Origin of the sequence: Mycobacterium kubicae, assembly GCF_015689175.1 — a bacterium.
GTDB lineage: Bacteria > Actinomycetota > Actinomycetes > Mycobacteriales > Mycobacteriaceae > Mycobacterium > Mycobacterium kubicae.
This window is the reverse complement of record NZ_CP065047.1, coordinates 847,108-873,312: the sequence shown is the minus strand read 5'-3', so window position 1 is coordinate 873,312 and position 26,205 is coordinate 847,108. Positions and strand designations below refer to the sequence as shown.

Sequence of the window (26,205 nt, the reverse complement as noted above, 5' to 3'; positions counted from 1 at the left end):
TGTAATACAGCTCACACTACCGCCGCAGGACACAATGGCTGCCATGACGGCAGAGGCTTCGCACGACAACGCTGACCCTTACCTGTGGCTCGAAGATGTCACCGGAGACGACGCGCTGGACTGGGTGCGCGCCCGCAACGAGCCGACGCTGGCGAAGTTCTGCGACGAGGAATTCGAGCGGATGCGGGTCGAGGCGCTCGAGGTGCTCGACACCGACGCGCGCATCCCCTACGTGGTGCGCCGCGGCGAGTTTCTGTACAACTTCTGGCGTGACGCGGCCAACCCGCGCGGGCTGTGGCGGCGCACCACGCTGGAGAGCTACCGGACCGACTCCCCCGAGTGGGACGTGCTGATCGACGTCGACGCGCTCGGACACACCGACAACCAGAAGTGGGTATGGGCCGGGGCCGGCGTCATCGAACCCGAGCACACCCGCGCGTTGGTCGCCCTGTCCCCAGGCGGTTCGGACGCCTCCGTCGTGCGTGAATTCGACTTGCGCACCGGCGCTTTCCTGGACGACGGCTTCCAGTTGCCGCAGGCCAAATCGCAAGTCACCTGGGAAGACCCCGATACCGTGCTGCTGGGCACCGACTTCGGCGCGGACTCGCTCACCGACTCCGGCTACCCGCGGGTGATCAAACGGTGGCGGCGCGGCACACCACTGGCCGACGCCGAGACGGTCTTCGAGGGCGAGCGCGCCGACGTTCGGGTGTTCGCATCGGTGGACCGAACACCGGGCTTCGAGCGCACCCTGTTGGGACGCGCGCTCGACTTCTGGAATGACGAACTGTACGAACTGCGCGGTAGCGAACTGATCCGCATCGACGCCCCCACCGACGCCGGGGTGTCGACCCACCGCGACTGGATACTGATCGAGTTGCGCACCGACTGGACCGTCGGTGACATCACCTACCGTGCGGGCTCGCTGTTGGCCGCCGCGTACCGCGAATTCCTCGCCGGCACAGCGGCATTGAGCGTCGTCTTCGAACCCGACGAGCACACCTCGCTCAACCAGTACGCGTGGACCCGAGACCGGCTGTTGATGGTCACACTGGCCGATGTGGCCAGCCGCGTCGAGGTCGTCACACCCGGCAGTTGGCAGCGCGAACCGATGCCCGGCATTCCTGCGGCCACCAACACCGTGATCGTCGCCGCCGACGACACCGGCGACGAGTTCTTCCTGGATTCCAGCGGATTCAACTCGCCCTCCCGGCTGATGCGCGGCGATGCAACCGGCGAGTTGGCGCTGATCAAATCCGCGCCGGCCTTCTTCGATCCCGACTCGGTCTCGGTGACACAGCATTTCGTGGCATCAGCGGACGGCACGTCAATTCCCTATTTCATGGTGCGGCCCGTCGGCGCCGAGGGTCCCGGCCCCACTCTGCTGTACGGCTACGGCGGGTTCGAGACGTCCAACACCCCCAGTTACAGCGGCGTACTGGGCCGCCTGTGGTTGTCGCGCGGCGGCACGTACGTACTGGCCAACATTCGCGGCGGCGGCGAATACGGCCCCAACTGGCACACCCAGGCCATGCGCGAGGGACGGCACAAGGTGGCCGAAGACTTCGTTGCGGTGGCCGATGACCTGGTGCGGCGCGGCATCACGACCGTCGCCCAACTCGGTGCGCAAGGCGGCAGCAACGGTGGACTGCTGATGGGGATCATGCTCACCAAGTACCCGGAGCGATTCGGCGCTCTGGTGTGCAGCGTGCCGTTGCTGGACATGAAGCGCTACCACCTGCTGCTGGCCGGAGCCTCATGGATGGCCGAATACGGCGACCCCGACAACCCTGACGATTGGGCGTTCATCTCCGAATACTCGCCGTATCAGAACATTTCGGCCGACCGGCGTTACCCGCCGATCTTGATGACGACCTCCACCCGTGACGACCGGGTGCATCCGGGTCACGCCCGCAAGATGACCGCCGCTTTGGCGGCAGCGGGGCACCCGGTCTGGTATTACGAGAACATCGAAGGCGGTCACGGCGGCGCGGCCGACAACGAGCAGTTGGCCTTCAAGTCCGCGTTGAGCTACTCGTTCTTGTGGCAGACGTTGTCTGCCTGAGTGGATCGACGGCGAAGTCCAGGGTCAACTGGTTCAGCGTCATCGGCAACGGCTTGCCGGGTGAGAGCGTCGGCGTGGACTGCAGCCGCAGCTGTAGCCGCGAAAGCAGTTGCGCCAGAGCCGTGCTCGCCACGAACAGCACCAGGTTGCGCGCCGGGCACTCGGCGGGTCCGGCGCTGAACGGCACCAGCGCGGGGTGCTGCTGAGCCCGGCCGTCCAGCCAGATGTCGGGAGCGAAGTCGTGGGCGAACGGCAACATGTTCTCGTCGCGGTGGAACGCCGGCACCACCACCATGACCGCCGCCCCACCCTTGATAGTGAATTCGTCGGCGCCGGACCGCCATTGGGTGTCCTCGGTGGTGTCCCGCAGGATCGTCGGCGTGGTCGGCCACAGCCGCACCGACTCCAACACGCAGGACCGCAGGAACGCCCGCGGTGCAATGACGTTGGGATCGGCCGAGTCGTCGAGCGCCCGGGCGTACTCCTCGTGGTGGGTGCTGATCAGCGCCAGCGTTCGCATCGACGCCATCCCCGCCGCGTCGAAGGCGAACAACCAGTGCGGCACCTGCCCGATGGGGTCGACGGCGCCGTTGACCGGAATCTCCGAAACCGCGTGCAGCAGGGTGCCCGGTTGCGGCACTTCGGCATAGCCGTACAGGCGTTCGGTGAACTGCTCGCGCAGGCGCCGGTGCGGGATGGCCAGAAACGACCAGTTGCCGACCTTGCGCAACCGCCGCAACTGATCGGTGATGGTGTCGTCGTCGGCGGCGTCATCGCCCAGCACGAGCCGGCGCACCAGCCGCCACCACGCGGTCATGAAATGCGACGAATCGAGGTTTCCGCGCCGCAGCGACTCCTCGGCGATGCGGTCGGCTTCTTCGGCAATGACGGCAGCAAACGCGTCGGCCAGCCGGTGGATCTCCGAGTCAGTCTGTAGCGCAGCCTCATTCAGGGCGCGCCGTTGTTCCCGTATCGGACCGCGGGAGATCAACACCCCATGCGGCTGAAACCACTGCAGCGCCTTGCGCTTTTCCAGATTGGCGGGGTGAAACGGTGTCGGCGACCCGTCGAGTACGCGGGCGACGTCGTGGGGGTCGACGATCACCACCATGCGCCGCCCGGGGATGACGACTTCCACTGGTCCAGGGCCGAATTCGTCGCGCAGTTGGTGGATGCGCTTGACGGCCCGTTCGTCGGCCTGCATGCCCTCCAGCAGACGGATCACCGGGCGGCGCCGGGCGAGCACGCCGGCCGCAATCGAGGAGAATCCCAGATCGAACAGGGTGGTAAGGGCTCGGGGACCGGTCAGCCGGGGAACGTTGGTAGCCATGAGCGCACGCCTACCCCTTGCGATTGGCCCGAAACACCCGGTGGGCAGGCCGCCAGGAAAGTTTCAGGCTGGCGGCCATCACCTTCCGGGCAGCTGGTGTTTCAACCCTTCTTCGATGCGATCCAATTCAGCGGCGATGTCATTGTGGCCGTAGTCCGACAGCACTCGGCTCAACTCAGTCAACGCTCGATCGAGCTCCATGGTGAAGGGGTGTCGGGTGACCGTGGGCAGCGCGTGGCGTACTTGCGCCGACGCCATGCGCTGGTCTTCGGGTGACAGCCGCGGAATGGTCATGGCAAAGACGTGCAGCACCCGGGCGCAGGTCTGATGCTGGCCACCTTCGATGGCGCCGACGGCTATGTTCGCCAACGCGGACAACACCTCCGGGATCGTGGTGTCGCGATAGACCACCGGAAGCCGGTCGGCATTGTCATCCGAATCGGCTGCCGGAGCGCGCTTCTGCGTCCAGTAGGCCAACAGGGTATGCAGCCCGTCAACGGTCACCAAAGCCGCCTCGGGATCGCGTTGAGTGGCCGAGGCCCACCCCATACTCGACAGCTGGTGGACCCCGTAGCGGGGTTCTCGGTCCAGTTGACGTTCCCGGCCGCAGCGCAACGCATTGAGGACGGCATCGGCCAACCGTTCCCGATCGCCCGGATCCTCGGCACGAACGGTGGCCAGATCAGAGCCGGCGACCATGTGGCTGCCCAGCCTGATACTGAATTCGATCTCAGCGGCACCACGAGCGGTACCCAGTGCGCGACCCAGGGTGTCGAGGTCGATGTCGACGAGGTATCCGCTGCATTCGGCCTGCACTGGAGTTCCGGGTAACTCGGTGAGCACTGGCTCGTCGCGCACGCGCCGCAGCCACTTCACCTGATCGGCGCGGGTGGCGATCGTGAGTTGGACGATGCGTTCGACCACCGATGGCGGCCGCAGCTGGTCGAGCACCAGGTACCCGAAGACCACCAGCGCAACCAAGGCAGCAACGCTGGACACCAGAGCGGCGACCGTACTGAACACCGCCTGATCGGGGTCGACCAGCGTCAAGACGACCACGAAATAGCTTGACAGTCCGGCGAAGTAGCCGAAGAATGCCTGATTGTCGCGACGCTGCAAGAATTGCTCCACCACCACCCAGGTGAAGACGTCGGCCATCCGGTGGACCAACGTGAGCAGCAACACGAAGGTGATCGACAGCAGGCTGAGCATCCCGGGCGCCACCGTGCGCAACATCGACTGGTTCTCAGACGGTGGTGCCACCTTGGCCAACGCACGCACAACCGGCTGCAACCAGCCCACGTCGAGTCCGTCCAGCACGCTGGTGACGACCGCCAGCAGGACGAACCCCAGAATGATCGCCAGGGGAACTGCCAGAAACTCGTGCAGCGCCCGTCGCGCGCCGCTCTCCCGCTTGGGACGCAAACTTCCTCCTGGTGAAAACGTCTGCCCCGCTAGGTACCCGCTGCCGATCGGGCGAACCAGTGCTTTCGGCGATCTCCTCGGTAGGGCACCCTGGATCAATGTCCGCGCAGCTGCCAGGAGTCCTGCAATCGCTGGCGCCAGTCCTCAACCGCCATGGTTATGCGGCCATCGTCGTTCTGGTCGGGATGGAAGGCTTTGGGATTCCCCTGCCGGGTCAGACGGTTCTCGTCGCGGCCGGCATCTTCGCCGGGGCCGGGCAGTTGAATTTGGCCGGGGTGTTGGCGGTCGGTTTCCTGGCCGCCGTCGGCGGTGACAACATCGGCTACGCCATCGGCCGGTTCGGCGGGCGTCGACTGGTGCTGCGATTCGGTCGCTACGTGTTCCTCACCGAGAACCGAGTTGCGGCCGCGGAGCGGTTCTTCGCCAGGCGCGGCAACATCTTCGTGTCCATCGCCCGGTTCGTCGACGGGCTGCGCCAAGCCAACGGATTCGTGGCCGCAATGGCCCGGATGAGCTGGTGGCGATTCCTGGCGTACAACGCGCTCGGAGGCGCCAGCTGGGTCGCCGTGTGGGTGTCCCTCGGCTATCTCGCCGGTAACCACATCGGCGAGATCTACGAGACATTCAAGCGCTATCAGATCTACGTGTGCGCAGCCTTGGCCGTTGGGGTGCTCGTCCTAGTCGTTCGCTGGCTGCGCAGACGCCGGTCGCGCAAACAAGCGGCCGAGCCCGCGACCGCCGAATCGCCGGCCGGTTGATCTTCGGCGCTTGACACTCGAGTCCACCGGCGGCTTCGCTTCGCCTTATGCCAATACCCCAGCCCGATTTCGAGACGCTGTTGTACCGGACCGCCGGTTCGGTCGCCACCATCACCTTGAACCGTCCGGAACGGCTCAACACGATCGTGCCGCCCATGCCCGACGAGATCGAGGCCGCGATCGGCTTGGCCGAGCGCGACCACGACATCAAGGTCATCGTGTTACGGGGTGCCGGGCGCGCGTTCTCCGGCGGTTATGACTTCGGCGGCGGCTTCCAGCACTGGGGCGAGTCGATGATGACCGACGGCCGCTGGGACCCGGGCAAGGATTTCGCCATGGTCACCGCCCGCGCAACCGCGCCGACGCAGAAGTTCATGTCGATCTGGCGAGCGTCGAAACCGGTGATCGCTCAGGTGCACGGCTGGTGCGTCGGCGGAGCCAGTGACTACGCGTTGTGCGCCGACATCGTGATCGCCAGCAATGACGCGGTGATCGGCACCCCGTACAGCCGCATGTGGGGGGCCTATCTGACCGGCATGTGGCTGTACCGCCTCAGCTTGGCCAAGGTGAAGTGGCATTCGCTGACCGGCCGGCCGCTGACCGGTGCGCAGGCCGCCGAGGTGGAACTGATCAACGAGGCGGTGCCCTTCGAACGGCTGGAAGCCCGGGTCGCCGAAATCGCCGCCGAACTCTCGGCCATTCCGCTGTCTCAGTTGCAGGCGCAGAAGCTGATCGTCAACCAGGCCTACGAGAATATGGGATTAGCGTCCACCCAGACACTGGGCAATATTCTCGACGGCCTCATGCGTAACACCCCGGACGCGCTGGCGTTCATCCGAACGGCGGAGACCGACGGCGTCCGGTCGGCCGTCGAGCGCCGGGACGGCCCTTTCGGCGACTACAGCCAAGCGCCCCCGGAGCTACGGCCGGACCCAACTCACGTAATCGTTCCTGATGGCGACGGGTAGTGAGCTGAGCTACAGATCGTCGGGCGACCTCTCGCCGGGCCTGAGAAAGTGCTAACGTAACCGATATGTCTCGGCTAAAAAACAGCCTGCGCACAGGCGCCTTTGTGCTACTTCTCAGTGTGGCCGCCGCGATCGTCCCCGCGACCGCCGCGGCGGACTCCACCGAAGACTTCCCGGTCCCCCGGCGCCAGATCGCGACCACGTGCGACGCCGAGCAATACCTGGCCGCCGTCAGAGACACCAGTCCCGTGTACTACGAGCGGTACATGATCGACTTCAACAATCACGCGAATCTCCAGGAAGCGACGATAAACAAAGCGCACTGGTTCTATTCGCTGTCACCGGCCCAGCGCAGGGACTACTCGGAGAACTTCTACAACGGCGACCCGTTGACATTCGCGTGGGTCAACCACATGAAGATTTTCTTCAACAACAAAGGCGTGGTCGCCAAAGCCACCGAGGTATGTGACCAGTACCCGCGCGGCGACATGTCGGTCTGGAACTGGGCGAACTGATCATGCCCAAGTTCATCGGGTTGGCGTTGGCTGCAGCGGTTGCCCCGATCATGGTGTTTTTCGGCAGTGGCTCCGCCCATGCGGATAACGACTTGGGTAAACAGTGCTCCCCCGAGGGCGCAAAGGTGTGGGGCAACCCCGGTCCGATTTATTGCCAGCGCCAGCCGGACGGACAACTGCAGTGGGTGTCCATTCCGGCCGGGGCAATGTGCGTGGCGTTCTGCGTGAACGACCCATTCGCCGGTCCTTAAGGCTGTGCATTTACCCCGATTGGGGGACAATGAAATTCATCCTGTCGATGGCCGATCGGCGGACGTTTCGAACCTTGACCAGCGGGAAGACTGGGTCACGTCACAAAAGTTCGGTTTTCTCCGGGTGGCACACCTAGGAGAACGCGGAGAATTACCTGCGGTCCCTTGCCGCGGCGGGCCAAACGTACCCATAATGGACACTCCGGGCTCCGCCTTGATTCCGCGAACGTGCGAGTGACGGATGTGACTGCGGTCCGGAAAGCTGGAGGTCATCGCATGAGCCAAACTACTGGCAACGACCCTGGCACGCTTGCGTCCCTCGACTGGCAAATCATCACCTGCCAGGCCGAAACCGGATGCACCAATCGAGCCGAATACATCGTGCACCGCCACGCGGTAGACAAATGTAATCACCCGCAGGTGGATCCGTTCGGCAATGTCGTGGAAATTCTTTGCATCGCCTGCCTGTGGCACGCCGAGGCCGAAGTGCTTGTGCAGGTGGGGCGACTCGCGCGCACGTCCGACAACTGCTGCCTGACCTGCGGCGCGCCGGTGGCCGAGCTGCGCGACATCATGCGCGACGTCGCGGTGCTCTGACTACTCAGTAGTGCGGCCGCGCGGCCGACAAGCGGTCGGTGTCGGCCGCGTCCGCGTCGGGTCGGGGATCCAGCAATGCCCGCACCGCGGGACGCGGGCCGAACGGACGCAGCATCTGGCTGGCCGGACGTGGCCGCACGTGCTGGGGCCACCAGAACCAGCGCCCGAGCAAGGTCGCCAGCGACGGCGTCATGAACGACCGCACGACCAAGGTGTCGAACAGCAGACCCAGCGCGATCGTTGTTCCCACCTGAGCCATCACCGTCAGCGGGCTGAACATGAATGTGGCCATGGTGGCGGCGAACACCAGACCTGCTGACGTCACCACCGAGCCAGAACCGGCCATCGCGCGGATCGTCCCAGTCTTGAGCCCGGCGTGGATCTCCTCTTTGAACCGCGATATCAGCAGCAAGTTGTAATCCGAGCCGACCGCCAGCAGCAAGATGATCGCCATCGCCAGCACCATCCAGTGCAGCTTGATGCCCAGAATGTATTGCCATAAGAGCACCGACAGGCCGAACGAGGCGCCCAGCGACAACAACACCGTCCCAACGATCACAAAGGCTGCGACGACGCTTCGGGTGATGATCAGCATGATCACGAAAATCAATGTGGCAGCTGAAATCCCGGCAATCATCAGGTCGATGTTGGACCCGTCGTGCATGTCCTTGTACGTCGCGGCGGTGCCACCGAGGTAAACCTTGGACCCTTCCCAGGGGGTGCCCTTGATCGCCTCGTGGACGGCCCGCTTGATCGGCTCGATGAGGTTGATGCCTTCAGGAGTCGCCGGGTCGCCTTCGTGCGAGATGATCAACCGGACAGCGTGCCCGTCCGGCGAGATGAACTGCTTGAGACCGCGCGCGAAATCCGGGCTCTGAAACGCTTCGGGCGGAAGGTAGAACGTGTCGTCGTTCTTGGCTCTGTCGAACGCATCGCCCTGGGCGGTGGCGTTGTCGGCCTGAGCTTTCGCCTGGGCGTTGAGACCCATGGTGGTCGCATAGTTCGACATGATGGTGTCCAGATTGCGCTGCTGGCTCTCGATCTGCGGCGGTATCAATGCCACCAGCTTGGGCTGAATCTGGTCCAACTTATCGAGATTGGCGCTGAGAGCCATGATGTTCTGCGCCACTTGGTCGATTCCATCGAGGGCATTGAAAATGGACCGTATCGCCCAACAAATCGGAATGTCGTAGCAGTGCTTCTCCCAGTAGAAGTAACTACGAATCGGCCGGAAGAAGTCGTCGAAATTGGCGATATCGTCCCGCAACGCCTCGGTGATCTTCACGGTTTCTTTGGTCAGCTTGGTGGTTTCGTGCGTCGTGTTGCTGAGGTCCTGAGTGACCTGCATCTGCTCATGCAGCGTCGCCATCGTCTTTCGCAGCTCGTCCGCCTGGTTCAGCAGGTTTTTGGCCTGCTCATCCTGGTAGTGCTGGGTCTGAAGCCGCGACGCGGCCTGTGCACCCATCTGAAAACCGAGAGTGCTGTGGTCGAGCGGTGTGCCCAACGGCCGGGTGATGGTCTGCACCCGACCGACACCGGGAATGTGGAAAATCGCCTTGGCGACCTTGTCGAGAACGAGGAAGTCGGCCGAGTTGCGCACGTCATGGTCGGTTTCGATCATCAACAGCTCGGGATTGAGCCGGGCCGGGTTGAAGTGCCGGTCGGCAGCGCTGTAACCGACATTGGCCGGGGTGTCCGCCGGTAGGTAGTGGCGGGTGTCGTAGTCCGTCTTGTAACCAGGCAGAGCAAGCAGACCGACCAGAGCGACTGCGATAGTCACCGCGAAAACCGGCGCGGGCCAGCGGACGATGGCGGTGCCGATCCGTCGCCAGCCCCGAAGTTGCATTTGTCGCTTCGGGTCCAGCAACTTGAAGAAGCTGGCTACCGTCAATACCGCCGGTCCCAGCGTCATCGCGGCAATGACTGCGACCAGCATGCCGACGGCGCACGGCACACCCAGCGTCTCGAAATACGGCAACCGGCAGAAGCTGAGGCAGTACATCGCGCCGGCAATGGTCAGACCCGACCCCAACACGACGTGCGCCGTGCTGTGGAACATCGTGTAAAACGCTTCTTCGCGCGTCTCACCCAGACCGCGGGCTTCGTGGTAGCGGCCGACCACGAAGATCGCGTAGTCGGTTCCAGCGGCAATCGCGAGCAAGACCAGCAGGTTATTGGCAAAAGTGGACAGCTCGATGATCCCGTAGTTGCCGAGTACCGCGACGACCCCTCGAGCTGCGGCCAATTCGACGAAGACCATGAACAACACCGCGAGGACGGTGACGAGCGAGCGGTAGACGAAGAGCAACATCACGAGTATCACCAGAATGGTGATGAGCGTGACGATCGCGACGCCCTTCTCACCCGCGTGGGATTGATCGGCGATCAGCGGACCCGCGCCGGTGACATAGGCCTTGATTCCTGGCGGCGCGTGCACCGACTCCACGATTTTGCGGACGGCGTCGCTGGATTCCGCACCCGGCCCACCGCCCATGTTGCCCGCGAGGTAGACCTGAACGTATGCGGCCTTTTGGTCGTGGCTCTGGGAGCCTGCAGCCGTGAGTGGGTCACTCCAGAAATCCTGGACGTGCTGCACATGCTTCTTGTCTTGCTCGAGTCGCTTGACGATCTCGTCGTAATAGCGGTGCGCTTCAGCCCCGAGCGGCTGGTCGCCCTCCAGCACGATCATCGCCGAGTTGTCGGAATCGAACTCTTTGAACGTCGATCCGACGCGCATCATCGACTGGAACGACGCCGCGTCCTGGGGACTCTGCGACACCGAGTGCTTCTTCGAGACGACCTCGAGCTGCGGCGCGACCGTGTTCGTCACGAAGACGATGCCCAACCACACCAGGACGATCGGTACCGCCAGCCGATGGATCATTCGGGGTAGGAAAGGCGGGATCAGCGGCTGATCGACGCGCGGTGCGTCGGTTTCGGTGGGCTCGCTCATGCGGACTTGTCCAGGCAGTAGACGAAGGCATTCACCGTTTCGTTGTCGGGTGAACGATTCGGAGCCTTGATGACGTCACCGCGCCCGTCGTTGTTGTTGACGACGAACCGGCAGGCGATCCAGCTGCCGTCTCCTTGTGCCATCAGGTTGGCCGGGATTCCGGGCTTCGTTGACTTCAATTGCGTCTTCCAGGGTAGGGGGACGTTGAGGGCCTGCTGAGGATGCGAATTTTCGTCCAGGTAATTGATCGTCGCCGTGCTGCCCGGTGCGCCCCAGACCTCGAGCGTGATCGTCTTGGGGTTGAACTGGTCGATGACGTCACCGGATGAGCCGCCACCGAATGATCCGCTGTGGACGCCGAAGACATTGTGCAATCGGTGGACGACGAATGCCGATACCGCAACGACGGCTAACACGGTGAGGACGAGCCAGAACCGGCTGACGAGGCGCCTCAGTCTTCCGCCGTTGTCGCGCTGGCGAGTCGCCGCTTTGCCTTGGCTATCTGCAGTGTCCGGCCGCCCTGATGGGTCGGTCCGTGGCTCGGTCATCGTCATGGCCGCGCTTTCTTAACCAGTGACGAGAGCCGCCAACTAATTAGCCTATATGTCAACTTAGGCCCCCTAACCTAATGCAAACCCGGTAGCAAAGCGCGACGTGGTGCATCAAGGCCCGGTGCCATCGAGGCGCGCGCACCGACGGCCCGTCCGACGTCATACGTTCCGCGCTGGTCATCGAGCCCCCGAAAGCGTGCCGATGCAGGTCGCGCTGAGTACCCGGGTGAGCGCGGAACCGAATTCGATGTTCCATTCCGGCGGGAGTACCTCAGGATCTTCCTCGTAGACGTCCGAAATCTTGGCCGGCGGATTGGCGATCTGCCAGAACGCCGCGGCCAGTGAGTAGGCGGCGATCAGAATGTCGAAGGCGCCGGACCGCCCGAGCGCGGGCAGGGCCCGCTCGATCGCATCGGCCAGCGCGATTGCCGCAGCAGCGATGGTTCGTCGGATCTCGATGACGCGTTCGATCTCCACTTCGTGTTCAAGATGCAGATGCAGATTGGCCAGCAGGTCGCAGAACAGCGGGTCGGCGGCAAGGCCGTTGGCCAGGGTCTCGGCCACCCGCTCCGGCGTCATGGCCTCGGGAGCGGTCAGCTGCTCGCACACGGTGTTGGACCACCGCACCCAACCTTCGGCCGACAGGTGCAGCAGGACCTCTTTATGGGAGGTGAAGTAGCGGCGGACCGCCGAGTAGTGGATGCCTGCGCGGCTGGCCACGGCGGTCAACGTCACGGACGCAACGCCGGTTTCAGAGGCCAGCGAGCGCGCGGCCTCGACCAACGCCGCCGCACGTTGGCGCTTGTTCTCCTCGGTGCGCGCGCGCCGGAAGCTCAGTTGCGCCATCGGCAGAGGATAACGCACATAGTGTGATTTGCGACACGTAATAGCAGGCGGTACCGTGCGGTTACGCACGTGATATGCGTTACACCTTCGGTGCGACTAGGAGGGAGTGAGAACTCCGGACCTAGCATGTCTGGGGTCGTGGTTAACTTAGGTAAGGCTTGGTTGTCTCGACGATTGGGGCGCGTGCGGGGCGCGGCCATCGCAGTTGCACAGGTTTGCGCGGGCCACGTAAGTTCCGCCCGAAGAAATGCCTACCGGTAGAGGGGATTTGAGATTTTCAGGGTGCTGGCGCGGACCTGGATTCCGCTGGTAATCCTGGCGGTCGTCATCGCCGGGGGTTTTACCGTGCACCGAGTTCGCGGCTTTTTCGCCTCCGAGAAGCGCGAGGCATACTCCGACAGCAACCTGGAAAACAGCAAACCGTTTAATCCCAAACAGATTTCGTACGAAGTCTGGGGACCACCCGGAACGGTCGCCGACATCAGCTATTTCGATGTCAATTCCGATCCCAAACGCGTTGATGGAGCAGTCTTGCCCTGGTCGTTGCATGTCACGACAACCTTGGCTGCCGTTATGGGAAACCTTGTGGCACAAGGCAATAGCGACAGCATTGGCTGCCGGATCACGGTGGACGGCGTCGTCAAGGCCGAGCACGTTTCCAACGAGGTCAATGCATTCACCTATTGCTTGGTGAAATCGGCGTGACCACCACATTCGCCAACGAGCCTCAAGCCAGCACGCACGCCGAGAGGCCCTTCATCGCCCGGATGATCCATGCCTTCGCGGTGCCGATCATCCTGGGCTGGATCGCGCTGTGCGTCGTGCTGAGCTTGTTCGTCCCGTCCCTGGAGGTGGTCGGCCAGGAACGCTCGGTGTCGCTGAGCCCGAAAGAGGCGCCCTCCTATGAGGCGATGAAGCGCATGGGTGAGGTCTTCCACGAGGGCAACTCCGACAGCTCGGCGATGGTCATCCTGGAGAGCAAGCAGCAGTTGGGCGATGAGGCCCACCGGTACTACGACGTCTTGATTCGCAAATTCCGGGCCGACAAGGCACACGTCACCAACGTTCAAGATTTCTGGGGAGATCCGCTCACCGCGGCCGGCGCTCAGAGCAACGACGGCAAGGCGGCGTACGTCCAGATCAATCTCGCCGGCAACCAGGGCGAGCCGCTGGGCAACGAATCCGTCGACGCGGTCCGCAAGATCGTGGCCGAAACCCCCGCCCCGCCGGGCCTCACGACGTATGTGACCGGGGCCTCGGCGCTGGTCAGCGACATGCACAACAGCGGCGACAAATCGATGATCAAGATCACCGTCACTACCGTCGCCGTGATCTTCCTGATGTTGCTGGCCGTCTACCGGTCGGTGATCACCGTCATCGTGCTGCTGATCACCGTGGGCTTCGAGTTGACCGCCGCACGCGGGGTGGTGGCGTTGCTGGGCCATAGCGGGGCCATCGGTCTGTCCACTTTCGCCGTCAGCCTGCTCACCTCGCTGGCGATCGCGGCCGGCACCGACTATGGGATCTTCATCTTCGGGCGCTATCACGAGGCGCGGCAGCTCGGCGAGGACAAAGAAGCGGCGTTCTACACGATGTATCGCGGCACCGCCCATGTGATCCTGGGGTCCGGGTTGACGATCGCCGGCGCCACCTTCTGCCTGAAGTTCGCCCGCATGCCTTACTTCGAGACACTCGGCATCCCGTGTGCGCTCGGCCTGACGGTCGCGGTCCTGTGCGCGCTCACCCTGGGCCCCGCAGTGCTGACTGTCGGCAGCCGGTTCGGCTTGTTCGATCCCAAGCGGCGGTTGAGTTTCCGCGGCTGGCGACGGGTGGGCACGGTGGTGGTGCGCTGGCCGCTGCCGGTGCTGGCCGCCACCTGCGCGGTCGCCCTGGTCGGCCTACTCGCGCTGCCCGGCTACCGGATCAACTACAACGACCGGGCCTACCTGCCCACGGACATCCCGGCCAACGAAGGGTTCGCGGCCGCCGATCGGCACTTCTCCCAGGCCCGGATGAAGCCCGAGATTTTGATGATCGAGTCCGATCACGATATGCGCAATCCGGCGGACTTCCTGGTGATCGACAAGCTGGCCAAGGGGATCTTTCGGGTGCCGGGCATCTCGCGGGTCCAGGCCATCACCCGCCCCGATGGCACCGCGATGGACCACACCTCGATCCCGTTTCAGATCAGCATGCAGAACGCCGGCCAAGTGCAGACGATGAAGTACCAGCGCGACCGCATGGACGACATGCTCAAGCAGGCCGACGACATGGGCACCATGGTCCTGACGATGCGCCACATGTATGACCTGATGACCCAACTGGTGGCCAACACCCACCGCATGGTCAACGACACCATCGAGATGCAGCAGATCACCACCGAACTGCGCGACCACATCGCCGATTTCGACGACTTCTGGCGCCCCATCCGCAGCTACTTCTACTGGGAAAAGCACTGCTATGACATCCCGATCTGCTGGTCGTTGCGGTCGATCTTCGACGCCCTCGACGGGCTGGATCAGATCGACGAACGCCTCAACACCCTGGTCGCTGACATCAAGAACCTCGATGCGCTGATGCCGCAGATGATCGCGACGTTCCCGCCGATGATCGCGACCATGGAAAGCACCCGCACCATGATGCTGACCATGCACAGCACCATGTCGGGCATCTTCAGCCAGATGGACGAAATGAGCGAAAACGCCAACGCCATGGGCAAGGCGTTCGATGCCGCCAAGAACGACGACTCGTTCTACCTGCCACCCGAGGTGTTCAAAAACAAGGACTTCCAGCGGGCCATGAACTCATTTTTGTCCCCCGACGGGCACGCCGCGCGGTTCATCATCTTGCACCGCGGTGACCCGCAAACCGCCGAAGGCATCGCCAGCATCGACAAGATCCGCACCGCCGCCGAGGAGTCACTCAAGGGCACCCCACTCGAAGACGCCAAGATCTACATCGCCGGCACCGCCGCAGTGTTCAAAGACATCTCCCAAGGCGCCAACTGGGACCTGGTCATCGCCGCCATCTCCTCGCTGTGCCTGATCTTCATCATCATGCTGATCCTGACCCGCGCATTCGTGGCCGCGGCCGTGATCGTGGGCACGGTCGCGCTGTCGCTGGGCGCCTCGTTCGGGTTGTCGGTGTTGTTGTGGCAGCACATCTTGGCCGTCGACTTGCACTACATGGTGCTGGCGATGTCGGTGATCGTGTTGTTGGCGGTGGGCTCGGACTACAACCTGTTGCTGGTCTCGCGGTTCAAAGAAGAGATCCATGCCGGGTTGAAGACCGGCATCATCCGCTCGATGGGCGGCACCGGCAAGGTCGTCACCAACGCCGGGCTGGTGTTCGCCTTCACCATGGCCTCCATGATCGTCAGTGACCTGCGGGTCATCGGCCAGGTCGGTACCACGATCGGTCTGGGTCTGCTGTTCGACACCTTGATCGTGCGCTCGTTCATGACGCCGTCCATCGCCGCACTGCTGGGCCGCTGGTTCTGGTGGCCGATGCGGGTGCGTACCCGCCCGGCGCGCAGCCCGGCGCTGCCGGACAGTGAGCCACCCACCGAGCGCTTCGCGGCCTACAGCCAGTCTGAGCGGGGTTCCAGCTAGCCGCTGACACCTCCGTCCACCCGTCGGTGGGCTCCGAATACAAGGTGTGCAGCACAGTCACCCCGCGAGCCCGCCGGCTGCCACGGACTTGTCCGCGTCGGCCCCTGCGGGGATGTCGACGCCGGCGAGCTACCGCACCTGGTTCAGCTACTCCGGGCAGGCGCCGGTGCAGCACACGTTCGAGTACCTCAGCTACAGCTGGTACGTCGATCTGGACCGGATCCCCGACCTGCCCTGGTGGCTGCGTCCATTCCTGCGATTGAACGGCGAGGATCACTTCGCGGGCCGGTGGGACGGCTCGCTGCCGAATCGGGTGCGAGCGTTCGTCGCCGAACACGGCGAGTCCGCGCCCGAGGGGCGGATCACCGCCCTGCTGCAGGGTCCCGTTCGCGGTTGCTCCTTGAGCCTGTTCTGGTGTCATGACCGCGACGGCACGGTGCGCCACGTGATCGCCACGGTGAGCACCGCCGACGGCGGCCGACACGCCTGCCTGCTGCCGCCGGCCGATGTGCCCGTACTGGTCCGCGAGGGGCTCTGCCCACCGTTTCTTGCCCGGGGCGGCCGGTACTTGGTGCTGGCGCCGCCACCGGCGCAGGAGGTGGATGTCGTGGTGTCGTTGCATCACGAAGACCGGCTGACGTTCACCGCCGCGCTGCGCGGTCAGCGGCGCCCGGTGCGGGGATGGGCAATGGCGCCGCGGCTGTGGTTGCACCGCGCGGCGACGCGCAGGTTGCGAGGCAACCGGTGAAACTGTGTACCGGCTTGGCTCACCAGCCACCGGCTGGCGCTAGGCTACCGACCGATGACCGGACCCGCGCCGCAAAGCAGCGACCTGGACGCCTTGCTGCGCCGGGTGGCCCGAGGCGACGATGCGGCGTTCGCCGCGTTCTACGACCAAACCAAGACCCGGGTGTACGGACTGGTGACCAGGGTGCTGCGTGATGCTGGATACAGCGAGGAAACCACCCAGGAGATCTACCTCGAGGTGTGGCGCACCGCTTCGGAGTTCGATTCGGCCAAAGGTTCCGCGCTGGCCTGGCTGTTGACCATGACACACCGGCGCGCCATTGACCGGGTGCGCAGCGAGCAAGCCGGCACTCAGCGGGAGTCGCGCTACGGCATGACCAGCGTCGAACGCGCCACCGACGTCGTCGCCGATTCGGCCATCGCCGGTGATGAACGTCGTCGGGTGACCCAGTGCCTGGAGGCGCTCACCGACGCCCAGCGCCGCTGCATCGAGTTGGCCTACTACGGCGGACTGACGTATGCCGAAGTCTCGCAGCAGTTGTCGGCCAACCTGTCCACGATCAAGTCCCGCATGCGCGATGCGCTGCGCGGGTTGCGCAACTGTCTGGACGCGGCATGACTCAACCCAATGACTTCGAACTGCTCGAGCTGGCCACCCCGTATGCGTTGCACGCCGTGTCCGACGCGGAGCGGGCAGAGATCGAGCGGCGGGTGGCCGCCGCGCCGGCGTCGGTGGCCACGGCCTTCGACGACGAGGTACGTGCGGTGCGCGAGACAATGGCGACCCTGTCGGCGGTGACGGCCGTCGAGCCGCCGCCGCAGCTGCGCGCGGCATTGCTGGCGCAGACCAAGCCTGCTGGTGCAAAGCGTCAATCACGTTGGCGCACAACTGCTTTAGCTGCCGCGGCGGCCGTCGTCATCGGTCTGGCGGCGTTCGGGCTCGGCGTGCTGACCCGGCCGTCGACGCCGCCGACCCTCACCGAGCAGGTGCTGACCGCCCCAGACGTGCGGACCGTTTCGCGCCCCTTGGGCAACGGCACGGCCACGGTGGTGTTCTCCCGTGACCGCAACGCCGGTGTGCTGGTGATGAACAACGTGCCGCCGCCGTCGCAGGGCACCGTGTATCAGATGTGGCTGTTGGGCGCCAAGGGCCCCACCTCGGCCGGGACGATGGGGGCCGCGGCGGTGACGCCGTCGACCAAGGCCACGCTGGATGACCTGGGCAGCTCGACGGCGCTGGCATTCACCGTCGAACCGGGCGCCGGATCGCCTCAGCCGACCGGCGCGATATTGGCCGAGCTGCCGCTGGGTTAGCGCTGGGCTTAGGGCTGCGCCGGTCGCTTCACCACGCTGCCGCCCACCGCGGCGAGCACGCCGAGGACGACCAGTGCCGCGCCGGCGACCAGCGCCAAGTTGAGCCACACGTGCAAGCCGCGTTCGGCGTAGCTGACCATCACGTCGGCCACCCGGCGGATGTCGCCGGTGGTCTGATTGAGCGCGGCGTTGATATACCGCCAGACGGTTTCCAGCCCGGCCCACCCCACCGCCCCCACCAGCAGCACCGACACGCCCAGGCTGGTCAGCGCCCGGCCGCGGCCGCGCGCGATGAGCAGCGTCAGCAACCCACCAACAGCGCTGACGGCCACCGCGCCGATCGTCACCCCGGGTCCCCACACCGCCAGCCGTCGCAGCTGCCCCTGCCGCATCGGCTGCGACACCGTCGCCGTCACCGGCACCCGCAGCGTCGTGGGCACCGTCACGTGGTAGCTGCTGAGCATCTGCTGGATCGTCGGGTCCTTCAGCATCGGCGCCAGATCGACCAGCCATTGATCGCCGTCGCGCACCGACGCCGGGTCGCTGAAGACATAGCCGTGCACCGCGCGGTTCAGCTGCGCGAACAGTTGCGGAAAGGCGGGCCCGGCGGTGAACGCGGCGGCGGCGTCGTGCACGACGGAGCTGTTGATCGGATAGCGTCCGCCGCCGTGCTCGATGATGAGCGCCATCGCCCGGGTGGTGAGCTCACCGGCCATGGCCGACTGCAGGGTGGGGTCGGCGGCGGCCCGTTGCGCCAGCGCGGCGTAGCCGTCCTCGTCGACGATGTTGAGCTGGGTCCAGGCGGCCGGAATCGCCACCGCCAGTGCGATCGTGGTGATCAGCCAGCACAGCACCGCCGCCGCGAATCGCACGCCTTCGAACCTACTGAATCCCTCTCAGGTAGGCGGCCTGGCCGAGGTGCTGGGCGCAGTCGTCGATGATGCTGACCAAGCGGGCGCTGGCGGTCACCGGCGGGTCCCAGTTGGTGTCGACGATGCGGGCCAGCTCCTCGGCGGTGATGCCGGCTACGTACTCGAGGGTCAGCTGGTGCACGGCGTGGTAGTACCCGGCCAGCAGATCCGCCGGCGCACGCACCTTCGCCACCTCCTGCGGGCCGTGCCCGTACCCGGTGTCATTGGGCGGCAGTTCCAGGCCCAGCCGGTCCACCCAGCCGTCGCGGCTGTACACCTGCTCCACCCCGGCCACATCGGCCAATTGGGCGTCCTGGACCCGTGCGCTGTGCCAGAGCAGCCACGCGATGCTGTTGGCGTCGTCGGTCGGCCGGTAGGTGGCGACGTCGTCGGTCAGGCCGTCGGCGATGTCGTCGACGTGTTCGATCAACCGGGTGAACGCGTCGCGCAACAACTCTCGGGCCGCGGAATCGGGGTTGGCCATATCAGCGACCCTACGACAGCGCCCCGTGGCAGACCGCTTCGATGTTGTTGCCGTCCGGATCGCGCACGAAGGCCCCGTAATAACCGGGGTGGTACTCGGGCCACAGCCGCGGTTCGTGCAGCGACTCGGCGCCCAAGTCGACCGCCGCCTGGTGAAAGGCGCGCACCGCGGCCTCATCGGCGGCCTGGAACGCGACGTGGTTTTCCCGGTTCGGGCCCATCCCGGAGCCATCGGCGATCCAGAACGCCGGATGCCCGTCGCGGCCGTAGCCGATGGCGACGCCGAAATCCATCTGCCGGGAGAAGCCCAGCACACCCAACACCGTGTCGTAGAACTGCTGCGACTTCGGGTAGTCCGCACAGTTGATTCCCAGGTGATCGATCACGGCTCGATCCTGGCATGAGCTACCGACACGGTCGTAGATTAATTCGATGACCTATGACCTGATCGTCCGCAACGGCACCATCGTCGACGGGTTGGGCGGTGAACCGTACGTGGGTGACGTCGCGGTGCACGACGGGGTGATCGCGGCGGTCGGAACCGTGAGCGGCGATGCGGCGCGCGAGATCGACGCGACCGGCCTGCTGGTCACTCCGGGCTTTGTCGACTTGCACACGCACTACGACGGCCAGGCCATCTGGTCGGAGCGCCTGACACCGTCCTCCGCGCACGGCGTGACCACCGTGGTGATGGGTAACTGCGGTGTCGGCTTCGCGCCGTGCCGCCAGGAAGACCACGACGTGCTCGTGGACGTGATGGCCGGGGTCGAGGACATTCCCGGCGTCGTGATGACCGACGGGCTGCCGTGGACGTGGGAGACCTTCCCCGAATACCTGGACGCGCTGGACTCGGGCCGGCGCGATATCGATGTGGCCGCCTACTTGCCGCACTCGCCGCTGCGGGTGTACGTGATGGGTCAGCGCGGGGCGGACCGCGAGCCGGCCACCGCCGAGGATCTGGCCAAGATGCGGGCGCTGGCCAAGGAGGCCATGGAGGTCGGCGCGCTGGGCTTCGCGTCGTCGCGGCTGACGATTCACAAGACCGAAAGCGGCTCGCCGATCCCCAGCTATGACGCCGCCCGGGAGGAGATCGAAGAGATCGCCAAGGGTGTGGTCGACGGCGGCGGCGGCGTGCTGCAGTTCGTGCCCGACATCCCGGCCGGTGGCTACCAGCCGGTGCTGCAGACGGTGTTCGACGTTGCCGAGGACGTGGGGCTGCCGGTGACGTTCACCCTCGTCGTCGCCAACACCGGCGACCCGACCTGGCCGGACGCGATCAACATGGTCGAGAAGGCCAACGCGGCCGGGGGCGACATCACCGCCCAGCTGCTGCCGCGTCCGATCGGCTTGATCATCGGGCTGCAGCTGACCGCCAACCCGTTCGTGCTCTACCCCAGTTACCGCGAAATCGCACACCTGCCGCTGGCCGAGCGCGTCGCCGAAATGCGCAAGCCGGAGGTCCGCGCCCGCATCCTGGCCGACAAGCCCGGACACGGCCATCCCATCCTCTACGTCGCCCAGGCTTGGGACTGGATCTTCCCGTTGGGAGACAACCCGAACTACGAGCCCAACCCGCAAGACAGCATCGGCGCCCGGGCCCGCGCCCGCGGGGTGAACCCGATGGAAGAGGCCTACGACCGGCTACTCGACGACGACGGCCGCGCCATGCTGCTGGTGGCGACCAGCAACCTGGAGAACAACTCTTTGGACACCGTTGGCAAACTTTTGCACCGCGACGATGTGGTGCTGGGACTCGGTGACGGGGGCGCGCACTACGGCATGATTTGCGACGCGAGCTACTCGACGTACTTCCTGGCGCACTGGGCGCGCGACCGCAAATCCGGACGGTTCAGCGTCGCCGAAGCGGTCCGCGAACTCACCTCGGTGCCGGCGCGGGTGGCCGGGCTGGCCGACCGGGGACGCATCGCCGTGGGCTACAAGGCCGACCTCAACGTCATCGACCACGACGGCCTGCGACTGCACAAACCGGTCATCAGTTACGACCTGCCCGCCGGCGGACGGCGCCTCGACCAGACCGCCGAAGGCTACGTCGCGACCGTCGTCTCGGGTCAGATCATCGCCGAAAACGGCGTGCCGACCGACGCTCGCCCCGGCAAGTTGGTGCGCGGCCGCCAAGCCGCGCCGGTTCTCACCTAGGTGCTTGGCAACCACTTGGACTGGGCTGTGAGACGGCTGAGGATAGCCGGTTTTTAGATTCCGATACGGCCACGGCAACGGGCGCTGCCGGGTAGTTTGGGTTGGTGACAAACCCGCATTTTGCGTGGTTGCCGCCAGAAATCAACTCGGCACTCATGTTCGCCGGTCCCGGGGCGGGGCCGCTCCTTGCCGCGGCCGCGGCATGGGGCAGCTTGGCTGAGGAGTTGGGTTCGGCGGCTGCGTCATTCAGCTCGGTCGCCCAAGATTTGACCACCGGTTCCTGGCTCGGTGCGTCGTCTGCGGCGATGATGGCCGTGGCGACTCAGTACATGGCGTGGCTCAGTGCGGCGGCGGTCCAAGCCGAGCAGGCCGCCGCACAGGCGACGGCGACCGCGTCCGCGTTCGAGGCGGCGCTCTCGGCCACGGTGCAGCCGGCGGTGATCGCCGCCAACCGCGGGCTGGTGCAGATGCTCGCGTCGACGAACTTCTTCGGCATGAACTGGCCGGCGATCATGGACACCGAGTCCGCCTACGAGCAGATGTGGGCGTTGGACGTGATGGCGATGGCCAACTACCACTTCGACGCGTCCGCGGCCGCCGCACAGTTGGCGCCTTGGCAGCAAGTGCTGCGCAACCTGGGCATCGACATCGGCAAAAACGGATTCAACTTCGGCTTCGGCAACAGTGGCAGTGGCAACATCGGCAACAACAACATCGGCAACAACAACTGGGGCAGCGGCAACGTCGGCAGCGGCAACTTCGGTAGCGGGAACACCGGCAGCGGCAACATCGGTAGCGGCAACACCGGTAGCAACAACTTCGGCTTCGGCAACTTCGGCAGCGGCAACATCGGCTTCGCGAACACCGGTAGTGGTGACTTCGGCTTCGGCCTGACCGGTGATCAGCAATTCGGCTTCGGGGGCCTCAACTCGGGCAGCGGCAATGTCGGCTTCGGTAACTCCGGCAGCGGCAACGTCGGGTTCTTCAACTCGGGCTCGGGCAACCTCGGCATCGGCAATTCCGGCTCGCTCAACTTCGGTCTGGGCAACTCCGGCAGTTCCATCGCCGGCTTCGGCAACGGCGGCATACCAGCCACCGGCCTCTGGCAGGGCGGGCTGCACGAGAGTGTGTTGGGCAACGCCATCGGCGGGGACCTCAGCCTGGGCTCCCACTACGCCACCGGCGGGTTGAGCACCGCAGCATCCGGCATCCTCCATTCGGCGCTGGGCAGCACCGGCGGCCTCAGCCCGGGCCTGGCGGCGTTGAACACCGGCCTGGTCGGCACCGCCGCCGTCAGTCCGGCCAGCGCCGCCACCGGGGTCCTGGAATCCGGCAACCCGAACGCAGTGACGGCCAACGCCACCAGCAGCGCCGCGGCCAACTCGGCGCTGCGCACCACCAACGGCGCCGGCTACACCGGTCTGTTCAGCCCCGGCAGCGACGCCGGAGCACGGGCCACCACCGGCCGCGAATCGATCCTCAACTCGGGCACCGCAGGTCTGTCGAGCTCCAACATCCCGAAGTCCGGCTTCTATCCGCAGGACGAGCGCGAGCCCGTGCGCGGCATCAGGCAGCATCTCCCGTCGGAGTAGGGGCGGGCCTATCCTCGGATCATGGCTACCAAGGCCGCGAAGAAGGTCGATTTCCAACGGCTGGCCGCCGCGCTGCCCGACTTCCCGTACGCCTACCTGATCTCGGTCGACGACGGCTACCGGGCGCACACCGTGACGGTCGAGCCGGTGCTGAACGGAGAAGTCCTCGACATCGGGCTCATCGGTGGACGCACCCGGGGCAATCTGGCCCAGCGCAGCGACGTCACACTGCTGTTTCCGCCGCGGGAACCGGGCGGCTACTCGCTGATCGTCGACGGCCGCGCCGAGTTGTCCGATGCCGGTGACGAAGCCGTGCGGCTGGGTGTCGTGCCGACGCGGGCGCTTCTGCACCGCGAAGCCGACTCTCCGTCGCAAGCCAAGGGCTGCCTGCACGACTGCGTGGTGTTCTCGCTGCCGGCCTGAGTTCTTGCGCCCAAGGTGGGCGCCACGCACGAAAACGGCGTCACATTCGTCCATAGGCCCCACGTTCGCCGAGCTTCGCCCTGACGCGTTCAACGATCACCTCCGGCCGCCGCGACAGCATCTCGGCGCTGACCCGGATGACCACCCAGCCGGCCGCTTCCAGCAAGGCGATCCGCTCGATGTCCCACGACCGCTGGTATCGGTCGTTCCAGTGCTGAACACCGTCGTACTCCACGGCCACCTGCCACTCGCGCCATCCCATGTCGACCCGGATGCGCAACTGCCTGAATTCGATCTGCGTCTCCGGCTTCGGCAGCCCAGCGCCTATTAACAGCAGGCGCACCCTCGTCTCCTGCGGCGACTCCGCACCCCCGTCAGCCAGATCCAGCGCGGCCCGCAGCCGCCGAATGCGGCGAGCGCCCTTGTGCTGGTCGGCCAAAGCGGAGACGTCCGCCGGTTTGATACCCGTCGCGTTGAGCAAGGCGTCGAGGATCGCCACCGCCTTCGCGGTGGGCACTTCGCGGCCGATATCGAAGGCCGTGCGGGCCGCGGTCGTCACGCGCATCCCCGCGACCGTGCGGACCTCGTCCTCGGCAAGCTGGTAGCTGTGCACGACGATGCCCGGCTGGCCACGCCGGTCCGCGCGCACCACTTCTGCCGGTGCCGCCGCGTCGAGCCACTTCGTGCCCAGCGCCGCAGCGGCGGACTGGCCGCACAACACCGCACCGGTCGACAGCCAGGCCGAGCGCGCCTTCACGGCAGCGGTGAGTTCGGCCTCCTTGGGGATGTAGACGTTGCGGAAGACCGGCCGGTATCGCGTGCGCAATTGACTGCGGGTGACGGCGCCGGTGGCGAGTGCATAGCTGCCCACAAATGGCTGCATGCCGGCATCTTCGCCGTCACCACCGAGCCGCGTGTGCGCCAAGGTGGGGGCTGTGGAGGAAACTCCGGGTGTGGACGTCCCTATCCCCCACATTCGACAGACACGAAAAAGCCCGGCCTGCCAAGCAGACCGGGCTTCTTCGCTGAAGGACTTAGAAGTCCATACCGCCCATGCCACCGGTCGGGTCGCCCGCAGGAGCGGCCGCCTTCTCCGGCTTGTCGGCGACGACGGCCTCGGTGGTCAGGAACAGCGCCGCGATGGACGCCGCGTTCTGCAGCGCCGAACGGGTCACCTTCACCGGGTCGGCAACGCCGGCCTTGAGCAGGTCCTCGTACTCACCGGTGGCGGCGTTCAGGCCGGTACCGGCGGGCGAGTTGCGGACCTTCTCGGCCACCACACCAGGCTCCAGGCCGCCGTTGAAGGCGATCTGCTTGAGCGGAGCCTCGAGCGCCACGCGCACGATGTTGGCACCGGTCGCCTCGTCACCGGACAACTGCAGCTCGTCCAGTGCCGGGGCCGCGTGCAGCAGGGCCACGCCACCACCGGCGACGATGCCCTCCTCGACGGCCGCCTTGGCGTTACGCACCGCGTCCTCGATGCGGTGCTTGCGCTCCTTGAGCTCCACCTCGGTGGCAGCGCCGGCCTTGATCACCGCAACACCGCCGGCCAGCTTGGCCAGGCGCTCCTGCAGCTTCTCGCGGTCGTAGTCGGAGTCGCTGTTCTCGATCTCAGCGCGGATCTGGGCCACCCGGCCAGCGATGGCGTCGGAGTCACCGGCGCCCTCGACGATGGTGGTCTCGTCCTTGGTGATGACCACCTTGCGGGCCTTGCCCAGCAGGCTGACGTCGGCGTTCTCCAGGGTCAGGCCGACCTCTTCGCTGATGACCTGACCACCGGTGAGGATGGCCATGTCCTGCAGCATCGCCTTGCGGCGGTCACCGAAGCCGGGAGCCTTGACGGCCACCGACTTGAAGGTGCCGCGGATCTTGTTGACGACCAGGGTGGACAGCGCCTCGCCCTCGACGTCCTCGGCGATGATCAGCAGCGGTTTGCCGGCCTGAATGACCTTCTCCAGCAACGGCAGCAGGTCCTTGACCGTCGACACCTTGGAGCTGACCAGCAGGATGAACGGGTCCTCGAGGACCGCTTCCTGACGCTCGGCGTCGGTGACGAAGTAACCTGAGATGTAGCCCTTGTCGAACCGCATACCCTCGGTGAGCTCGAGCTGCAGGCCGAAGGTGTTCGACTCCTCGACGGTGATGACACCCTCGTTGCCGACCTTGTCCATCGCCTCGGCGATCAGGTCGCCGATCGACTGGTCGCCCGCGGAGATGGCCGCGGTGGCAGCGATCTGGTCCTTGGTCTCGACCTCCTTGGCCGACTTGAGCAGCGTCTCGGTGACCTTCTCGACGGCCTTCTCGATGCCGCGCTTCAGGCCCAGCGGGTTAGCGCCCGCCGCGACGTTACGCAGACCCTCGCGCACCAGCGCCTGGGCCAGCACGGTAGCCGTGGTGGTGCCGTCACCGGCGACGTCGTCGGTCTTCTTGGCGACTTCCTTGACCAGCTCGGCGCCGATCTTCTCGTACGGGTCCTCCAGCTCGATCTCCTTGGCGATGGACACACCATCGTTGGTGATCGTGGGGGCACCCCACTTCTTCTCCAGGACGACGTTGCGGCCCTTGGGGCCCAACGTCACCTTTACCGCGTCGGCGAGGCTGTTCAAGCCCCGCTCGAGGCCGCGACGGGCCTCTTCGTCGTACGCAATTGTCTTGGCCATTGCGAAGTGATTCCTCCGATTGGGGATGACTCCGGGTGACCTCGGGTC

24 protein-coding genes are annotated in these 26,205 nt (G+C 65.5%); 14 read left to right on the top strand and 10 right to left on the bottom strand.

Going from position 1 to position 26,205, the window contains the following annotated elements; translation table 11 throughout:
• The first annotated feature begins 43 nt into the window (after positions 1-43).
• A complete protein-coding gene (locus tag I2456_RS04045) occupies positions 44-2,065 on the top strand; it encodes a prolyl oligopeptidase family serine peptidase (protein ID WP_085075058.1) in 2,022 nt (673 codons plus the stop codon).
• On the opposite strand, the gene I2456_RS04040 is transcribed toward I2456_RS04045, so the two are convergent.
• On the bottom strand, positions 2,016-3,395 hold the full coding sequence (locus tag I2456_RS04040) for a cytochrome P450 (protein ID WP_085075059.1): 1,380 nt from the start codon (positions 3,393-3,395) through the stop codon (positions 2,016-2,018). The genes I2456_RS04045 and I2456_RS04040 overlap by 50 nt on opposite strands.
• A gap of 78 nt (positions 3,396-3,473) precedes the next feature.
• Positions 3,474-4,820, bottom strand: a complete 1,347-nt coding sequence (locus I2456_RS04035; RefSeq protein ID WP_163703784.1) for a DUF2254 family protein — start codon at positions 4,818-4,820, stop codon at positions 3,474-3,476.
• A gap of 98 nt (positions 4,821-4,918) precedes the next feature.
• Here I2456_RS04035 and I2456_RS04030 point away from each other — a divergent pair, with 98 nt between their 5' ends.
• The 5 genes from I2456_RS04030 (at position 4,919) to I2456_RS04010 (ending at position 7,909) form a co-directional block, all read left to right on the top strand.
• Complete coding sequence (locus I2456_RS04030; RefSeq protein ID WP_085075061.1) at positions 4,919-5,578, top strand: DedA family protein; 660 nt, start codon at positions 4,919-4,921, stop codon at positions 5,576-5,578.
• A gap of 53 nt (positions 5,579-5,631) precedes the next feature.
• On the top strand, positions 5,632-6,546 hold the full coding sequence (locus tag I2456_RS04025; RefSeq protein WP_085075098.1) for a crotonase/enoyl-CoA hydratase family protein: 915 nt from the start codon (positions 5,632-5,634) through the stop codon (positions 6,544-6,546).
• 65 nt (positions 6,547-6,611) lie between these two features.
• Entirely contained in the window at positions 6,612-7,061 is a 450-nt protein-coding gene (locus I2456_RS04020; protein ID WP_068022460.1) for a DUF5078 domain-containing protein, read from the top strand.
• Between the two features lie 2 nt (positions 7,062-7,063).
• Complete coding sequence (locus I2456_RS04015; RefSeq protein ID WP_068022463.1) at positions 7,064-7,312, top strand: hypothetical protein; 249 nt, start codon at positions 7,064-7,066, stop codon at positions 7,310-7,312.
• Positions 7,313-7,588: 276 nt separating this feature from the next.
• Positions 7,589-7,909 (top strand): hypothetical protein, encoded by a 321-nt coding sequence (locus I2456_RS04010; RefSeq protein WP_068022466.1) that lies wholly within the window; start codon positions 7,589-7,591, stop codon positions 7,907-7,909.
• A gap of 4 nt (positions 7,910-7,913) precedes the next feature.
• On the opposite strand, the gene I2456_RS04005 is transcribed toward I2456_RS04010, so the two are convergent.
• The 3 genes from I2456_RS04005 to I2456_RS03995 form a co-directional block, all read right to left on the bottom strand.
• Positions 7,914-10,862 (bottom strand): MMPL/RND family transporter, encoded by a 2,949-nt coding sequence (locus tag I2456_RS04005; RefSeq protein WP_085075062.1) that lies wholly within the window; start codon positions 10,860-10,862, stop codon positions 7,914-7,916.
• Complete coding sequence (locus I2456_RS04000) at positions 10,859-11,416, bottom strand: MmpS family transport accessory protein (RefSeq protein WP_068022476.1); 558 nt, start codon at positions 11,414-11,416, stop codon at positions 10,859-10,861. The genes I2456_RS04005 and I2456_RS04000 overlap by 4 nt, the downstream gene beginning before the upstream one ends.
• 174 nt (positions 11,417-11,590) lie before the next feature.
• Positions 11,591-12,277: a TetR/AcrR family transcriptional regulator gene (locus I2456_RS03995; RefSeq protein ID WP_082951965.1), complete on the bottom strand. Its 687-nt coding sequence runs from the start codon at positions 12,275-12,277 to the stop codon at positions 11,591-11,593.
• A 264-nt stretch (positions 12,278-12,541) separates the two neighbouring features.
• On the opposite strand from I2456_RS03995, the gene I2456_RS03990 reads away from it, so the two are divergent.
• From I2456_RS03990 to I2456_RS03970, 5 genes are all read left to right on the top strand, one after another.
• On the top strand, positions 12,542-12,964 hold the full coding sequence (locus tag I2456_RS03990; RefSeq protein WP_085075063.1) for an MmpS family transport accessory protein: 423 nt from the start codon (positions 12,542-12,544) through the stop codon (positions 12,962-12,964).
• Between the two features lie 62 nt (positions 12,965-13,026).
• On the top strand, positions 13,027-15,870 hold the full coding sequence (locus tag I2456_RS03985) for an MMPL/RND family transporter (RefSeq protein ID WP_116645874.1): 2,844 nt from the start codon (positions 13,027-13,029) through the stop codon (positions 15,868-15,870).
• Between the two features lie 112 nt (positions 15,871-15,982).
• Positions 15,983-16,618 carry a DUF1365 family protein gene (locus tag I2456_RS03980; protein ID WP_068164502.1) on the top strand — a complete coding sequence of 212 codons (636 nt, stop codon included), beginning with the start codon at positions 15,983-15,985 and terminating at the stop codon, positions 16,616-16,618.
• Positions 16,619-16,672: 54 nt separating this feature from the next.
• Complete coding sequence (locus tag I2456_RS03975) at positions 16,673-17,236, top strand: sigma-70 family RNA polymerase sigma factor (RefSeq protein WP_068022493.1); 564 nt, start codon at positions 16,673-16,675, stop codon at positions 17,234-17,236.
• Positions 17,233-17,931: an anti-sigma factor gene (locus tag I2456_RS03970; protein WP_085075064.1), complete on the top strand. Its 699-nt coding sequence runs from the start codon at positions 17,233-17,235 to the stop codon at positions 17,929-17,931. Before I2456_RS03975 ends, I2456_RS03970 begins: the two co-directional genes overlap by 4 nt.
• Positions 17,932-17,939: 8 nt before the next feature.
• Here the strand turns inward: I2456_RS03970 and I2456_RS03965 are convergent, their stop codons facing one another.
• Genes I2456_RS03965 through I2456_RS03955 form a run of 3 tightly spaced genes read right to left on the bottom strand, consistent with a single transcriptional unit; the run spans position 17,940 to position 19,711 of the window.
• Complete coding sequence (locus tag I2456_RS03965) at positions 17,940-18,803, bottom strand: hypothetical protein (RefSeq protein ID WP_085075065.1); 864 nt, start codon at positions 18,801-18,803, stop codon at positions 17,940-17,942.
• Positions 18,804-18,813: 10 nt separating this feature from the next.
• A complete protein-coding gene (locus I2456_RS03960) occupies positions 18,814-19,326 on the bottom strand; it encodes a mycothiol transferase (protein WP_085075066.1) in 513 nt (170 codons plus the stop codon).
• Positions 19,327-19,336: 10 nt separating this feature from the next.
• A complete protein-coding gene (locus I2456_RS03955) occupies positions 19,337-19,711 on the bottom strand; it encodes a VOC family protein (RefSeq protein WP_068164492.1) in 375 nt (124 codons plus the stop codon).
• 46 nt (positions 19,712-19,757) lie between these two features.
• On the opposite strand from I2456_RS03955, the gene I2456_RS03950 reads away from it, so the two are divergent.
• The 3 genes from I2456_RS03950 (at position 19,758) to I2456_RS03940 (ending at position 23,497) form a co-directional block, all read left to right on the top strand.
• On the top strand, positions 19,758-21,482 hold the full coding sequence (locus I2456_RS03950) for an N-acyl-D-amino-acid deacylase family protein (RefSeq protein WP_085075067.1): 1,725 nt from the start codon (positions 19,758-19,760) through the stop codon (positions 21,480-21,482).
• 104 nt (positions 21,483-21,586) lie between these two features.
• Positions 21,587-23,074, top strand: coding sequence for a PPE family protein (locus I2456_RS03945; RefSeq protein ID WP_085075068.1), 1,488 nt, complete (start codon positions 21,587-21,589; stop codon positions 23,072-23,074).
• A 21-nt stretch (positions 23,075-23,095) separates the two neighbouring features.
• Positions 23,096-23,497 (top strand): pyridoxamine 5'-phosphate oxidase family protein, encoded by a 402-nt coding sequence (locus I2456_RS03940; RefSeq protein ID WP_085075069.1) that lies wholly within the window; start codon positions 23,096-23,098, stop codon positions 23,495-23,497.
• A 40-nt stretch (positions 23,498-23,537) separates the two neighbouring features.
• On the opposite strand, the gene I2456_RS03935 is transcribed toward I2456_RS03940, so the two are convergent.
• Positions 23,538-24,380, bottom strand: a complete 843-nt coding sequence (locus tag I2456_RS03935; protein ID WP_085075099.1) for an endonuclease domain-containing protein — start codon at positions 24,378-24,380, stop codon at positions 23,538-23,540.
• Positions 24,381-24,531: 151 nt separating this feature from the next.
• Positions 24,532-26,157 (bottom strand): chaperonin GroEL, encoded by a 1,626-nt coding sequence (gene groL, locus I2456_RS03930; RefSeq protein ID WP_068022520.1) that lies wholly within the window; start codon positions 26,155-26,157, stop codon positions 24,532-24,534.
• Positions 26,158-26,205 lie beyond the last annotated feature (48 nt).

What these genes read in the sequence shown, in the direction of transcription:
- I2456_RS03975 (WP_068022493.1), top strand. Translation starts at nt 16,673, where the DNA reads ATGACCGGACCCGCGCCGCAAAGCAGCGACCTGGACGCCTTGCTGCGC.
- I2456_RS04005 (WP_085075062.1), bottom strand. Translation starts at nt 10,862, where the DNA reads ATGAGCGAGCCCACCGAAACCGACGCACCGCGCGTCGATCAGCCGCTG.
- I2456_RS04010 (WP_068022466.1), top strand. Translation starts at nt 7,589, where the DNA reads ATGAGCCAAACTACTGGCAACGACCCTGGCACGCTTGCGTCCCTCGAC.
- I2456_RS04040 (WP_085075059.1), bottom strand. Translation starts at nt 3,395, where the DNA reads ATGGCTACCAACGTTCCCCGGCTGACCGGTCCCCGAGCCCTTACCACC.
- I2456_RS04030 (WP_085075061.1), top strand. Translation starts at nt 4,919, where the DNA reads ATGTCCGCGCAGCTGCCAGGAGTCCTGCAATCGCTGGCGCCAGTCCTC.
- I2456_RS03970 (WP_085075064.1), top strand. Translation starts at nt 17,233, where the DNA reads ATGACTCAACCCAATGACTTCGAACTGCTCGAGCTGGCCACCCCGTAT.
- groL (WP_068022520.1), bottom strand. Translation starts at nt 26,157, where the DNA reads ATGGCCAAGACAATTGCGTACGACGAAGAGGCCCGTCGCGGCCTCGAG.
- I2456_RS04045 (WP_085075058.1), top strand. Translation starts at nt 44, where the DNA reads ATGACGGCAGAGGCTTCGCACGACAACGCTGACCCTTACCTGTGGCTC.
- I2456_RS03940 (WP_085075069.1), top strand. Translation starts at nt 23,096, where the DNA reads ATGGCTACCAAGGCCGCGAAGAAGGTCGATTTCCAACGGCTGGCCGCC.
- I2456_RS04015 (WP_068022463.1), top strand. Translation starts at nt 7,064, where the DNA reads ATGCCCAAGTTCATCGGGTTGGCGTTGGCTGCAGCGGTTGCCCCGATC.
- I2456_RS04000 (WP_068022476.1), bottom strand. Translation starts at nt 11,416, where the DNA reads ATGACGATGACCGAGCCACGGACCGACCCATCAGGGCGGCCGGACACT.
- I2456_RS03935 (WP_085075099.1), bottom strand. Translation starts at nt 24,380, where the DNA reads ATGCAGCCATTTGTGGGCAGCTATGCACTCGCCACCGGCGCCGTCACC.
- I2456_RS03950 (WP_085075067.1), top strand. Translation starts at nt 19,758, where the DNA reads ATGACCTATGACCTGATCGTCCGCAACGGCACCATCGTCGACGGGTTG.
- I2456_RS04020 (WP_068022460.1), top strand. Translation starts at nt 6,612, where the DNA reads ATGTCTCGGCTAAAAAACAGCCTGCGCACAGGCGCCTTTGTGCTACTT.
- I2456_RS03960 (WP_085075066.1), bottom strand. Translation starts at nt 19,326, where the DNA reads ATGGCCAACCCCGATTCCGCGGCCCGAGAGTTGTTGCGCGACGCGTTC.
- I2456_RS03985 (WP_116645874.1), top strand. Translation starts at nt 13,027, where the DNA reads ATGATCCATGCCTTCGCGGTGCCGATCATCCTGGGCTGGATCGCGCTG.
- I2456_RS03980 (WP_068164502.1), top strand. Translation starts at nt 15,983, where the DNA reads ATGTCGACGCCGGCGAGCTACCGCACCTGGTTCAGCTACTCCGGGCAG.